Raw genomic sequence first — 14,155 nt, forward strand, 5'->3', positions numbered from 1 at the left:
CCCGCAGCACAATTCAGCCGTGAGGCCGCATGTTTCCGGCCCACAGGTCCTTGCGCGGAGGTTCGCAGCCTGCTAGGGGGGTCCACCACCGTGCACCAGTCGCCCTTGAGTGCGTCAGGACAGCGGCGCGAAAGCCTCCGCCAACGCCCGGTACGTGTCCAGCCGCGCCGGACCGCGCGGCATCGCGAAGTCCGGGACGATCACCTCGTCGACACCCTCGCTGCGCCAGGTGCCCACGGCCTCGGCGATCCGTTCCGGCGGCCCGTAGACCACCGGTTGCGGCGTCGACTCGGCTGCAGCCTTGGCCTTGGCCTCCGCTTCGGGCGAATCGGTGACCATCACGAGGGCCTGGGTGGATCGCCACACCGTGGCCGGATCACGGCCCTCCTTCTCGCACGCCGCGTCCAGCGCCGCCGATCGTTCGCTGAATCCGCTCGGTGACGACCACTGATTCCATTCGTGGGCGTGCCGCGCGATCAGCCGCAGCATTCGTGGACCCGTCCCGCCGACAAGCAACGGCAGCGGGGACTGTGTCGGCTTGGGCTCGCACAGGGCATCGGCCAGGTGGTAGTACTGCCCGTCGAACGTCGTCGTCTCGTGCGTCAGCAGCCCCGAGATGACCGCGAGCCCTTCTGCGAAACGGTCGACCCGCTCCTTGGGCTCGCCCAGCGGCAAGCCGTACTGTTCGTGCTCGGTGTCCTGCCAGCCCGCACCGAGCCCGAGCGTGAAGCGGCCCCCACTGATCCGGTCGATCGTCACCGCGAGGTTCGCCACCACTGCCGGGTGCCGGAACGTCATCGACAGCACCAGGTTGGCCAACCGAATGTTCGTCGTGGCAGTAGCCAGCGCGGCCATCACGGCGGTGGCTTCGAGCCAGTCGCTCGTCTTGCCAGGTTCGTCGCCGGGGGACATGAAGTGATCGGCTACATAGACCGAATGCCAGAACCCGTCGTCAGCGAACTGCGCAAGTTCGAGGACTTCGTTCCACGGTTGAGTTGTCGACGGCCACACGGAGAAGCGCACTCGATCAGTCTAGGGCCCCGCATGCGCGCCAGCGGGATCGTGCTGTGTCCCGATGCACCGCTGAACAGCGACATCGGGGCTCGGAACGGAATGCGAAGACAGCGTGTCCTCACAGGCCGAATTGTTGCCTCCAGCTTCGGCGCGCTGGATCCGTTCACGGGACCCGCGTGCCGTAGCAGAGTGGAGTGAGGACCACGGACCGGTAAGGCGCTACAGGGGCGGGAGAACACATGGAGGCTGGTCTGCGGATTGACAGTCACAGCGAGATGCCAGCCGAGAAGCCGACGTTGTCCGCCCCGCTGAGCGATCGGTCGGCGCTACGAGGCTCACCAAGGTTGTCACCAAGCCCGAATACGCGGTGTGGTTTCACGTGGCCTCGCTGCTGGTGTGGCTGATCCCCGGCACGGTGGCAACATTGCTGTGGTGGTCGGACTCTGTGGTACGGGTGTCATGGATGTCGTTGTATGCCATCGTGATCGGGCACCCGCCCCGTGATCATCGTGTTAACGCCCACCAGCGAAACCCGTTGTGAGGCAGCGCCGTCCCAATGGGCCACCGATACCCGTTGAGGTGACGCCGACGGTCAGGTTGCTGACGCGGGGAACAAAGGTGGGTTGACGCGGGCGAAGCCGTCCTGGCGATAGTAGGGAAAGTGAGGGTAAGGCTGGTCGCGCTGGCTGACTGCGTCGAGCCGGGCGATGTGCTCGTCGTCGAGTGCCCATCCGACGGCGCCCAGGTTCTCGCTCAGCTGGCGGGCATTGCGTGCGCCGATGATCACCGATGACACTGTGGGCCGGCGCAGCAACCAGTTCAGGGCGACCTGTGCGATGGTCTTGCCGGTTTCGCCTGCGATAACGCCCAATTCGTCGACGACGTCGAACAGAAGCGCGTCATCGACCGGCGGGCCGGCATCGGCGGTCTTGTGCAGTCGACTCACGGGAGGTAGCGGGGAGTCGCGTCGGATACGCCCGGTGAGCCGGCCCCACCCCAACGGGCTCCACACCAGTGCCCCCACACCCTGGTCCAGACCCAGTGGCATCAACTCCCACTCGTAATCACGGCCTATCAGCGAGTAGTAGACCTGGTGGGCAACGTAGCGCGGCTGGTGCGCAGCATCGGCCGCAGCCAGTGACTTCATCAGCTGCCAGCCCGCGAAGTTCGACACCCCGGTGTAGCGGATCTTGCCGTGGTCGACGAGGGTCTCCAAGGTGTCGAGAACCTCTTCCACAGGCGTGAACGCATCGAACGCATGGAGCTGGAACAGATCGATGCGATCAGTTTTCAGGCGTCGCAACGCCTGCTCGACGGCGCCGATCAGACGGCCCCTCGAGGTGCCCGCGTCGGCGGGCCCGTCACCCATCGGCAGTGCCGCCTTTGTCGAAATAATCACCTCATCGCGTCGACCTTCGAAAGCGCAGCCGAGAACTTCCTCGGAGCGGCCTGCCGAGTACACGTCGGCGGTGTCGAACAGCGTGATCCCCGATTCCAGACACAGGTCGACCATTGCGCGCGCCTCGTCCACGCCGGTATCACCCCAGGCGCCGAAGAAATCACCGTACGCACCGAAAGTCGCTGCACCAAAGGATAACTCGGATACGACCAGCCCTGAGCTGCCCACTTGGCGGTAATCCACGACATCTCCTTAATTGGACGATTATCCCCTTAAGATCATGACGCTATCGCGTTTGGCCTCTTAACGCGACCGAAGTCCCGTTAAGATCAGGAGGTGACCCCGATTCGACCTGGTGGCAGAACAGCGAACGTTCGCGCCGCAGTACTCAGCGCGACCGCCGACCTGCTGGTCGAGTCCGGCCTGGAGGGCGTGGACCTCGCCGAGGTGGCCCGGCGCGCAGGCGTCGGCAAGTCCACGGTGTATCGCCGCTGGGGGACAGTGTCGGCGCTCGTGACCGACTTGCTCGCCGACATGGCCGAGTCATCACTTCCTCGTCCCGACACCGGGAGCCTCGCCGAGGACTTCCACAGTATTGCCAACCTGATTCAGCGGACACTGGCCGATCGCCGGCAGGGTCCGCTGTTTGCGGCGATCATCGCGGCGGCAACGTGCAGTCCCGACACCGCCAGGGCTCTCGCCACGTTCTACAGCGTCCGCCTGGAGGAGTTCGCCGGAACCGTGAACGACGCCATCGCCCGCGGCGAGGCACCGCCAGGTACCGACCCCTCTGACGCCATTCGCTACCTGTCTGCACCTCTCTACTACCGGCTGCTCACCGGCAACGGAGCGCCCGACGACCGCGACGCGAACCGCGCGGCGCGGGCCGCACTCGCCGCGATCGCCGCCGGCGTGTTCACCGGATAACGCACGGCCACCGCCTGCCGCTGCGTCTTCGGCATGGGCAGCAGGGCCGAATAGTACGCCGAGCGCGGGAAACGGTCGATCGCGCTGATGTTGCCGGCTAGCGGCGTGGGATCACTCGGATGCGAAAAGTCATGCCGCAGAAGCAATTCAGGCTTCTCATCGCAAGTGGCGCCATTTGTCACCGCCGTGAATCAGCGGCCGTGATGCACGACGTGCTGGTCACCGATGTACTCGATGACGGCCGAGTCCCTGCGCGACGACAGCCATGCTCTCGACGACGAACGCAGGAAATCGATTGACGAATCAATATTGATTTTTAATTCATTTTCACCAACAATCGGCCTATGCAACCGATCACACCCTCGGCCGGCACCGACTTACCTCACTCGCCCGATTACGTCGTCATCGGCGCAGGCCACAACGGACTGACTGCGGCCTGCTACCTCGCGAAGGCGGGCCACAGCGTCGCCGTGCTAGAGGCGTCATCGGGGATCGGGGGCATGACGACGACCAACCCACTCTTCGCCGATGCGCCAGGGCACCTGTTCAATGAGGGTGCCATCCAAGCCACCGGAATCTTCGGCCTCTCCGGTGTCACTGAGGAGCTCGAGCTGGGCAGATACGGGCTGCGGATGGTTCCTGTCGACCCAGCCCACGTACAGCTAGCGCCCGACGGTAGCTCGCTGGCGATCTGGAAAGACGCGAGCAGGACTGCCGACGAACTGCGCAGGTTCTCGAAGAAGGATGCGCAAGCCTGGCTCGACTTGGCGAATGCTCTGGACCCGGCGATGGATCTCGTCGTGGCGTACATGAAGGCACATCCCCTCCGCCCCTGGACGAAAGAGATGGCATCGGCAGTAGCCCGAGCTGCCCGTCACCCAAAACGCCTGTGGTCCCTTCGCCATTTCGCCACGGCATCGCACACCGAGTTCCTCGACGAGACCTTCGAGTCGGAACTTCCCAAAGGCGCGCTGGCCGCGATGGCAGCGTTCTCTCAGATGCGACTTGATATGACCGCGTGGGCGATGATCTACCTCGGCATCGTCCAGAAGACGCCGAACCTCATGCCCATCGGCGGTACCGGCTCACTTCCGGCCGCCATGAGCCGCTGTCTGCTCGCTCATGGCGGCACGATCCACACCGGTGTTCGGGTCGACGAGATCGTCGTCAGCAATGACCGCGTCACAGCGCTGCGACTCGACAACGACAGGCTCGTGCGTCCGCGGGTCGGCGTCATCAGCACCTGCAACCCGGTGATCACGCTGAACGAGCTGCTGCCCGAGGGCACCTTGGACCGCAAGATGTCGATTCGGGCACACGACATTCCCATTCGCAAGACTCACGCGACGTCGTTGAAGATCAACGTCGCGCTGTCTGGTGAGGTTTCGATGGCGCGCCATGAGAAGTGGCGCGGAAACGACATCGATCTACGGCGCCATCTCGTTGCTTGGCACACGCTCAAGGAGCAAGACGCGGGATGGAACTCCGTCGTCCGCGGGGAGTGGCCGGACCCGGTGCCTGTGAGCTGCGCGATGATCCCGTCAGCCGTTGACCCCACACAGGCTCCCACGGGCCAAAGTACCTTCTACCTCTGGTCCGGAGTCATTCCGGTGACACCCAATGAACCGTGGGAAGACGTGCGCGACAAGGTCGGCGACTCCGTGCTGCGCAATTGTGCCGAGTACTACGACGGACTCGATGATCTGGAGATCGACCGAAAAGTGCTCGGCGGGCCCGATATCGAAGAGCGATTCAACGCTCCAGCGGGCAACGTCTATCACGTCGACCCCTTGATCACTCGGTTCGGACCGATGAAGCCGGCGCCCGGCCTGGGCGCCTACCGCACACCGATCGACGGCCTCTACCTCAGCGGGGCAGGCACGCATCCTGTCGGCGGGGTCTGTGCACTTCCCGGAAAGCTCGCCGCCCAGACGGCGCTGCGCGAACAGCGACTCGCGAAGTGACGGTACCCACGCGTCGTGGCGCGACTTTCGATGAGGAGATGTTGATCGCGGACGCAGAACTGTCGCGACGATTCCAGATATTCAGTGCGTGGTGCGGGGTCGCCTTCGTCATTCTGCTCTTCGGTGGGTGGGGGATCATGGGCGGCTTCATCCCACTCATCTCCGCTGCGGACTCGCCCGCGGAGATAGCGGCTGCGCTCGCACAGAATCCGGTGCTACACAAGGTCGGCCTCAGCTTGGGCATGGTAGGAATCACCCTGACGTTGCCTTTCTATCTCGTCATCAGCGTCCAGATGCGCCGGGCCGAGCCAGGGCAGCCGCTCATGTCTGCGCTGCAGATGATCTGCGGCATCATCATCACCGCCGTTCTGCTGATTCCGATGTTGATCTTCATCGTCACGGCCTTCCGACCAGAACGCTCGCCAGAGCTGTCGCAGATGCTCAACGACATGAGCTACATCATGCTCATCCTGCCGTGGCCACCGATCATCGGTCAGATCGCAGCGATCGTCATCACGACGCTACGACGGCGGCCAGCTGTACAGGTGTTTCCGCGGTGGGTTGGATTCTTCACTTTGTGGGTGGGTGTCTTGCTGCTGCCGGCGAATATGATCATCTTCTTTCGCGACGGACTGATGGCGTGGACGGGATTGATCGGATTCTGGATCCCGGCGGCGGCCTTCGGCATCTGGTATCCGGTCATGACCTGGGCGCTGCTACGTGCGATACGGCAACAGTATGGAAGCGGCGTCTCCGTCTAGGGCGGAATGCTTGTCGGCGAGATGCCGTTGAACGTCGAGACTCCAAGCGAGTCACAAGGTTCTGCACCTTCCTCCGCAACGGGGGGAGGTCTTCAGGTATGCGCTGCGAGCGCCGGCAGATCAAGATTCGCGATCGATCGCGCCTCATCGGCGTCGATTCCGAACGAACGCAGCATCATTTCTGCCCCGGCACTTTCGACAGCGGGACCAGGCTCCAGACGACCAGACAGGATCGCCCTGATGGCGGCAACCGCCGAGGCGGCCACCGATGACAGACACAACTCGATGTTCGTGATGTCAAAACGACCGCAGCTGATCCCTCGTCTCAGTGTGTCCATAGCCCACGGCTGCACGGCTTGTTCGAACTGACCCTCCGCGTGGTAACGGTCAACGAGAACACTCGCCAATTCGGGTTCCTTCCAGCCGAAGCGCAAGAAGCGGCGATATGCGGCCGCAGCGGCCACCGCGGGGTCCGACTCGTCCTGCGCTGCTTGGCCGATCATCGACGCCAAAGACTCCAGAGCTTGCGCGACGATGGCCTCGACAAGCGCATCCTTGTTCTCGAAGTAGGAATAGAAGGTTCCGAATCCCACGTCCGCGCGCGCTGTTACGTCGCTGATGCGCAGAGCATCAATCCCTGATCCGGCGATCGTCGACCGCGCTGCCGCCAACAGGCGCTGTCGCACTTCAGCCTTCCGTCGGGCCCTTCGGCCCGACGGGATCGCGTCAGCGCTCAACGTTCGCGAATCCGTCCATCACCCCAGTATCTCCGACGGACCGCGAAGTTGAACAGCGTCCACGATCCGGACCAGCCGGTCCAGCAGCCGCGACAACACGTCTCGGCGGGCGCAAACCATGTCGGCATCCAGACCCGCGGACTGAATATCTCGGGGTATGTCGACCTACTTCAGGATTGCCCGCGCTGCGCGCTCGGCGATCAGCATCACGGGGGCGTTGGTATTGCCCGACGTGATCGTCGGCATTGCCGAGGCATCGACGACCCGGAGGCCGGCGACGCGGTGGACGCGACAGTCGGTGTCGAGGACCGTGGCGGCCGACCGCGGTACACCGCGTGCATCGAACTCACCCATCGCGCACGTGCCGACCGGATGAAAGATGGTGGTTCCCAATTCACTTGCCGCGGCCTGCAGATCGTCGTCATTGATCCGTTGTGGGCCGGGAAGTACTTCTTGCGGCTGATAGCGGGCGAGGACCGGGGATGCCATGATCTCGCGGGTCATCCGCAATCCACGAACGGCGACATCGCGGTCGGCGTCGGTGGACAGATAGTTGCAGGAGATCCTCGGGTGGGTCAGCGGGTCCGCATCGGCCAGACGCACATGGCCGCGTGAGGTGGGCCGCAGGTTGCAGACCGAGGGGGTGATGGCGCCATACGGGTGCAGAGGTTCTCCGAACTTCGGCAACGACAAGGGCTGCACATGCCACTCCAGATCGGGAGTGGCCGTCGCGGGCTTGCTCTTGGCGAATGCGCCCAGCGTGGACGGCGGCATCGTCAAGGGTCCTGACCGCATGAGCAGGTACTGGAGTCCCATGCCCGCCCTGGTGATCCAGTTCCGGTACAGCGTGTTGACGGTGCGGGCGTTCTGGACGCGGTAGACGGAGCGAATCTGCAGATGGTCCTGCAGGTTCTCACCCACCCCGGGCAGATCGACCGCCACCGGCACGCCGTGTCGGGTGAGCAGCTCGGCCGGGCCCAGACCCGAAACCTGCATCAGGTGAGGCGAACTGATGGCCCCGGCACTGAGGATCACCTCGCGGCGGGCCCGGACGTCGACGATCTGGCCGTCTTTGAGCAGCCGCACCCCGGTGGCGCGGTGCCGCGCATCGGTCCACGCACCGCGCCGCTGATCGTCACGAACCTGGTCGTTCGTCAGCACCCGCAGCGCCTGGGTCTGGGTGTAAACCGTCAGATTGGATCGGTGGGCGACGGGGTGCAGGAACGCGTCCGCCATCGACCATCGCCGGCCGCGCCGTTGATTGACGTGGAAATACGCACTGCCGGAGTTGTCGCCACGGTTGAACTCCTCGATGGGCTCGATGCCCGTTTGGGCCGCGGCGGCCTGCCAGGCGTCCAGGATTTTCCAGCGCACACGTGGCCGCTCCACCCGAATCTCACCGCCGGCGCCATGCCACTCGTCAGCTCCGCCGAAGTAGTTCTCCAGCTCCTTGTAGATCTGCAGTGTTTCGCCGGGACCGCCTGGGCCACCCCACAGCCACCGATCGTCGCCGGTGGCTTTCGCCCAGAGCTCGTAATCGCTGGCCTGGCCACGCATGTGGATCATTGCGTTGATCGATGAGCAGCCGCCGATGACGCGGCCGCGCGCGTAGATGATGCTGCGGCCGGCCAGACCTGGATCGGGCTCGGTGGTGAAGCACCAGTCGGTGCGCGGGTTGGCGATCGTGTACAAGTATCCGACCGGGACCTTGATCCAGAACCAGTTGTCCTTGCCGCCGGCCTCGACAAGGAGCACCCGGTGGTCGGGGTTGGCGCTGAGTCGATTGGCGAGCAGACAACCCGCGCTGCCTGCTCCCACGATCACATAGTCGAATTCGGCCACAGGGCTTGTTTCGGGCACCGGTCCTCCATTGCGCTCCATTGCGCGTCCCAGTGTGCGCGATGGCTGCCCGAGACAGGGCTGCAGGCGGAGTCGTTCGGTTGCGTGTCCGCGGGGGGTCACACCGCCGGACCCTGGCGGGCCCGGCGGTTTGGCCCTCAGACGTCGACCGAGGGCGTGCGCGCCGCGACGATGACCATGTCGTAGTTGCTCGCCTGCCAGCCTGAGAGGAACACACCGATCGGGAGCTTCTTGCCTCGGCCGATCAGCTGTCCGTCGTCGTCGGTCATCGAACTGTCATTGACGTAGACGACGCCGTTGGCGAGATCGACCTCGGTGACCACCGCGGCGTGATCGAGGGTGAAGTAGCCGTCCTGGCCTTCTGGAGCACTGCCGGCGACGGCCGTCCAGACGATGTTCGTCGAGTAGATCACCACGGCTGACTTACCCTGTGCGAGAGCGGCTTCGAGGTCGCGGAGCTGCCGTTGGGCATCGAGTGTCGTCGGCAGCACGGTGTCGCCGTTCTCGTCGACCGTCGCGCCTGTGGAGTAGGTCGCCGTGACGTTGAAGTACTGCTCCATCAGGGTGGGCAGGTCCTGGGTAGCGGCTCCCTCGTCGATGTTCTCGTCGAGGAAGATCATGCTTCCCGGCCGGTACACGCTGCCGGTGGTTTTGGCCAGGTACACCATCTCGGCCTCGGTCGGCGGGGTCGTCTTGGTCGCAATGCCGATCGCGGACGCGCTGGCCTGGAGGGCGCAGTTGGAGAAGCTCTGGCTGACCCAGTACTTGCTGCCCTCGTCGACGTCGCCGAAGACACCGTCACCGAGGACCCTGATCGTGACCAGTTGTTCGACCGTGTCCGCCTGCGCAAATCCCTTCTCGACGGCCCGGTCGTGGCGCTGCTTCTGCAGCACGCCGGCGAGTCCTGGTCGAACCGCCTGGGCGCCGTTGTCGAGTGTGATCACGAAGCTGTCCTGCATGCCCGGCCGGACCAGCGCGGGATCGACGATGTAGGTGTACGTCCCGGGTTCGTCGCCGGCGATGAGCGTGCCGTAACGCGGCCCGCTCGTCACGGTGTAAGTGACGTCGTATCCGTTGTTGCTCTGCCCGTTCATGTCGATGACGATCTGCTTGTTGTCACCCGTCTGCGGTCCCGTCTCCGGTGACGCCGATGGTGCCCGGTTGAAGTAGACATAGGCCCACCGACGGGCGAGTTCGGCGAACGGTGACAGCGGCTTCGCCGACGGCACAACCACGTTCGCGGTGGCCGCACTGACACCTGTGGCGCCCTGGGCGCCCGCGCTGCCGTCCGAGCCACTGTCACCCTGAACCGTCGGGTCATCGCGCTTGGTCCCACCGACGCCGCCCGAACCGAGTTGACCACCCGCGCCGCCCGCACCGCCGGGCGTTCCGCCCGTTCCACCGGTTCCGCCGTCGCCACCGTCACCGCCGTCGCCGGGGGTGACGAACCCGGTTCCTCCGGCTCCGCCGTCGCCTGCCGCGCCACCGGTCCCACCATCGCCCGGATCGAGCGTCGCCGTTCCGAGTCCGCCGGTCCCGCCGGTGCCGCCGTCGCCGCCGCGCCCGCCGCGCCCCCCGGTGTCAGCCCCGTACGCACCGTTGCCGCCGAGCCCACCGGCGCCACCGTTGCCGCCGCTAGAGCCGGCTCCGCCGGCAGCGCCGGCGCCACCATTGCCGCCGGCTCCACCGGTGCCGCCGTTCTCACCGGCGGCCGTCGTCCAGCCGCCCCTGCCACCTTCCCCGCCGGCACCGCCCTGGCCGCCTGCGCCGCTGGCGCCGGCCTCACCGTTGGTGCGGATGACGAAGAACATTCCACCCGTCCCCGCCGCGCCGCCGAGGGAACCGCCTGCGCCGCCGGAACCGCCGTTTCCGCCCTTGCCGCCGTCAGAACCGGGGCCTGCGTTGGTGTCCGACCCCCGGCGGCCCTGGCCGCCCTGGCCACCGGTGCCGCCGGTACCGCCGGCCCCGCCGTTGCCGCCGAGCCCCATGAGCATGCTTCCGTTGCCGCCGTCACCGCCGGCGCCGCCCTGGCCACCGGCCTGGCCGTTTCCGCCGTCGAGTTGGGTCGCCGAGCCGTTGGTGCCGACGATGCCTGTCTGTCCGATACCGCCGTCACCGCCGTCGCCGCCACGTCCGAGGAACGACAACCTGCCCGCGTTGCCGCCGTTGCCGCCGTCGCCGCCGCCTTCGCCTCCGGCGCCGCCGTCTCCGCCGTTGCCGCTCATCCTGCCGCCACGGCCACCATTGCCGCCGTCGCCGCCGTGGTCGGATCCGAAACCTTCATCGGGGCTGTTGCCGCCGTTACCGCCGGCGCCGCCCATGGCGAACAGGGCGAGCAGGCCGGCATCGCCACCGTCCCCGCCCCGGCCTCCGTAGGTGGCCTTGCCGCCGGTGCCACCCGCGCCGGCGTAGCCGCTCACCGAGAATGTGCCGGTGTCGCCGCCTCGGCCACCGGCACCTGCGGTCTGGCCGTTGAGGACCGCGTTCCCGCCGACACCGCCGGCACCGCCGTCTCCGTGAACGAGGCCGCCGGTCCCTCCTGCGCCGCCCGCGCCGCCGGTCGAGGCGCCCGTCGACGTGCCGCCCGCACCGCCGTTTCCACCATCACCGTTCACGCCCGCGGATCCGCCGCGCCCACCGCGCGATCCGCCGACCGTCGTGGCGCCGTCTCCGCCCTCGCCGCCGTTGCCGCGGATCTTGCCGCCGGCGCCACCGTCGCCGCCATCGCCGCCGTTGACCCCTGCGACTCCGTTGCCGCCGGCGCCACCGTCGCCGTAAGCACCGGCGGATCCGCCCTTGCCGCCGTTGTATCCGGCGCCGCCGTCGCCGAAGAACCCGCCTCGACCACCGTCGCACGCAGAGACACCGGTGCAGGTCTCGGACGTCCACGAGTAGCCGTCGCCGACGATGAGACCGCCGTTGGGACGCTCGGCGGTGCCGTCGCCGAAGAGGACGACCTTGGGCTGACGCGGTGTCGGTGCGGTTGCCGTGGATCGCCAGAAAGGAGCGGGGTTGGCCGCGCTGTCTTCCGCGGTCGAGTTCAGTGTGTTGCGTCGTTCCGCGCGGCGCTCAGCTGCGCCCGAGATGCGTTCTGCACGTTCTTGTTTCGCGGCAGTACGTCGGTCGGCCGCAGTGGTCGACGCGCGGTCACGCGTCGTTGCCGAACTGCCCGACGTGGCAGAAGAAACGTGACTGTCCGACGATGCCGAGGTGCCCTCGTCGGCATGGGCAGCCGCCTGGGGCACGGCCAGGAACAACGCAGTGCCCATGCCCGCGGACGCGACTCCGGCAAGCAACCACCTCCGGACCGCGAAACTCTCCGACCGTCGGTGCGCACCTTTCGTCCGCCGCGGAAGGGAAGAAAGATCGCCGCGGTCGGCCGTACTCGGCGCAGCAGCAACGGACATGGAGACCCCCCGAAATCATCAGTGATGTGGACGCCGTTGTTCGTGACCGACACCGGTCGACGACAGCCGCGCGCCTCGAACCCGGTCGACTTTACGATGGGGAAAATTTCTTGTCAGCAAATTTGCAAAGATGGGGTACTGGAAATTCTCGTCGGCAACGTACCTAAGATGCCGGGCATTTGACGCCATCCACTGATCCGCTGCGTCCTGCGGCAAAGCGGTTTACCAGCCGGGTCCAGTCGCGCTTCACCAGTCCTTCGAGGAAGACCTCGGGCTGCCATGCGTCCCCATCGGGACTACTTCGGGTGTGCCCGCGGGGTGGTGATCACCACTACCGCCTCAGCGGCGCCGTCGACGGCGGCGAACCGGTGGCGTCGACCGCTCGACCAACTCAGAGTCGACCCCGCATCGACTACGGTCTCCTCGCCAACGGGTCCGGCCAGCACCCGCCCGTCCACCACCGTGAGATGTTCGCGGGTGCGCGCGCCGTGGGATGGCGAGACATGATCTGCGCCGACGGGGAACTCGAGTCGGAACACCTCGACGGTGACCCGGGGCAAGTGCCGCACAGACAGCAACACCGTGCGCATTCCGCCGTCTGCTGCCGAGCGGGCGCCGGGCGTCTCGCCGACGAGCGCGGTCAGAGGCACGTCCAGGGGTGCGCACAGCGCATAGAGGGTCTCGACCGTGGGATTCCGTTTTCCTGCTTCGATTTCCGATAGCGAGCCCTTGCCGACACCGGCGCGACGGGCGAGTTCAGACAAGCTGAGTCCGCGCTCAGACCGTAGCTCGCGCAGCCGGCGACCGACGTCTCCCGCATCCACCTCACCGATGCTACGTTCTGTTCACGGAACTCGTTCCGTAAACAGAACGAGGGGTTGCGAGAGTGGATCAGGACGTCTCGAAGGCGGTGCCGGTGGGCGCCGGCGTGGTGTGCGCGCTCGTCGGCTTCACCTCGTCGTTCGCGGTGGTGCTCGCAGGTTTGCGTGCGGTAGGGGCCGATCAGGAGCAGGCGGCGTCGGGCCTGATGGCGGTGAGCTTGGCGATGGGCGCGGCATCGGTCCTGCTGTCGTGGAGATTTCGCATGCCGATCACGTGTGCGTGGTCGACGCCGGGGGCTGCACTGCTGATCAGCACCGGCGCGGCGGCTGGGGGGTGGCCAGCTGCCGTCGGCGCTTTCGCCGTCACCGCCGTGCTGCTGCTCGCCACCGGACTGTGGCCGATGCTGGCCCGCGCCGTGGCCCGCATTCCCCATTCCGTTGCCCAGGCGATGCTGGCGGGGGTACTGCTGCCGCTGTGCATCGCTCCGGTCACCGCACTGGCCAGCGATCCCGTGGTGATTGCGCCGGTGCTGGTGGCATGGCTGATCGTATCGGCGACCCGGCCACGCTGGGCCGTACCGGCGGCGTTCGGCGTCGCGCTCCTGGTGCTGGCGGTGACGTTGGCGCGAGACCACGCGGTGCCCGCCGCATCGTCGTGGACCCCGCACCTGCAGGTGACCGCGCCGAGCCTCACGGTGTCGGCGTTCATCGGCATCGCGCTACCGTTGTACATCGTCACGATGGCCGCGCAGAACATCCCGGGCGTCGCCGTCATGGCGGGATTCGGTTACCACGTTCCTTGGCGCCCGGCGCTGACGGTCACAGCAGTCGCCTCCCTGTTGGCGACGCCATTCGGCGGTCACGCCGTCAACCTTGCCGCCATCAGCGCCGCGTTGGCCGCCGGGCCGGACGCCGATCCCAATCCCCGGCGTCGCTGGATAGCCGGCGTCACAACCGGAACGGTCTATTGCGCACTGGGTCTGGTCTCGACGGGATTGACGGCCGTCGTGCTCGCCGCGCCGGCCGGGCTCGTGCAGACGGTTGCGGGGGTGGCGCTATTGGGTGCATTCGCCAGCGCGTGCGCCGGCGCCATGTCCGACGAGTCGGCACGCCTGCCGGCTGCGGTCACGCTGGTGGTCGCCGCATCGGGAGCAACCGTAGCCGGGGTCGGCGCGGCATTCTGGGCGCTGCTGGTGGGGGTGATCGTGCACCGGTTGTTCCGCCGGACACTGCGCACCCGAGCCTGATTCTCGACATCGACTGCA

Annotated in this window: 10 protein-coding genes; 4 read left to right on the forward strand and 6 right to left on the reverse strand. The window is 66.5% G+C overall.

Translation table 11 applies throughout. The features are described 5' to 3' along the window. Positions 1-114: 114 nt before the first annotated feature. Positions 115-1,023: an LLM class flavin-dependent oxidoreductase gene (locus ACZ50N_RS14285; RefSeq protein WP_133414084.1), complete on the reverse strand. Its 909-nt coding sequence runs from the start codon at positions 1,021-1,023 to the stop codon at positions 115-117. Positions 1,024-1,606: 583 nt separating this feature from the next. Beyond that, positions 1,607-2,656 carry an aldo/keto reductase gene (locus tag ACZ50N_RS14290; RefSeq protein WP_464473115.1) on the reverse strand — a complete coding sequence of 350 codons (1,050 nt, stop codon included), beginning with the start codon at positions 2,654-2,656 and terminating at the stop codon, positions 1,607-1,609. 93 nt (positions 2,657-2,749) lie between these two features. Here ACZ50N_RS14290 and ACZ50N_RS14295 point away from each other — a divergent pair, with 93 nt between their 5' ends. The 3 genes from ACZ50N_RS14295 to ACZ50N_RS14305 all read left to right on the forward strand — a co-directional run bounded on the left by ACZ50N_RS14295 (position 2,750) and on the right by ACZ50N_RS14305 (position 6,065). After that, the gene (locus tag ACZ50N_RS14295) at positions 2,750-3,340 is read left to right on the forward strand and encodes a TetR/AcrR family transcriptional regulator (RefSeq protein ID WP_464473116.1); all 591 of its coding nucleotides are present in this window, start codon (positions 2,750-2,752) and stop codon (positions 3,338-3,340) included. A gap of 344 nt (positions 3,341-3,684) precedes the next feature. Continuing rightward, entirely contained in the window at positions 3,685-5,304 is a 1,620-nt protein-coding gene (locus tag ACZ50N_RS14300) for a phytoene desaturase family protein (protein ID WP_046362604.1), read from the forward strand. Then, positions 5,301-6,065, forward strand: a complete 765-nt coding sequence (locus tag ACZ50N_RS14305) for a hypothetical protein (protein ID WP_131705506.1) — start codon at positions 5,301-5,303, stop codon at positions 6,063-6,065. The genes ACZ50N_RS14300 and ACZ50N_RS14305 overlap by 4 nt, the downstream gene beginning before the upstream one ends. Positions 6,066-6,157: 92 nt before the next feature. On the opposite strand, the gene ACZ50N_RS14310 is transcribed toward ACZ50N_RS14305, so the two are convergent. The 4 genes from ACZ50N_RS14310 to ACZ50N_RS14325 all read right to left on the reverse strand — a co-directional run bounded on the left by ACZ50N_RS14310 (position 6,158) and on the right by ACZ50N_RS14325 (position 12,893). Further along, complete coding sequence (locus tag ACZ50N_RS14310; protein WP_236694012.1) at positions 6,158-6,751, reverse strand: TetR/AcrR family transcriptional regulator; 594 nt, start codon at positions 6,749-6,751, stop codon at positions 6,158-6,160. 216 nt (positions 6,752-6,967) lie between these two features. Further along, positions 6,968-8,644 (reverse strand): GMC family oxidoreductase, encoded by a 1,677-nt coding sequence (locus ACZ50N_RS14315; RefSeq protein WP_464475644.1) that lies wholly within the window; start codon positions 8,642-8,644, stop codon positions 6,968-6,970. A 155-nt stretch (positions 8,645-8,799) separates the two neighbouring features. Continuing rightward, entirely contained in the window at positions 8,800-11,931 is a 3,132-nt protein-coding gene (locus ACZ50N_RS14320; RefSeq protein ID WP_464473117.1) for a hypothetical protein, read from the reverse strand. A 434-nt stretch (positions 11,932-12,365) separates the two neighbouring features. Continuing rightward, positions 12,366-12,893, reverse strand: a complete 528-nt coding sequence (locus ACZ50N_RS14325) for a type II toxin-antitoxin system RelB family anti-toxin (protein WP_046361263.1) — start codon at positions 12,891-12,893, stop codon at positions 12,366-12,368. Positions 12,894-12,955: 62 nt separating this feature from the next. On the opposite strand from ACZ50N_RS14325, the gene ACZ50N_RS14330 reads away from it, so the two are divergent. Then, positions 12,956-14,137, forward strand: a complete 1,182-nt coding sequence (locus ACZ50N_RS14330; RefSeq protein ID WP_048422474.1) for a benzoate/H(+) symporter BenE family transporter — start codon at positions 12,956-12,958, stop codon at positions 14,135-14,137. Positions 14,138-14,155: the final 18 nt, after the last annotated feature.

The organism is Mycolicibacterium obuense, assembly GCF_055397605.1.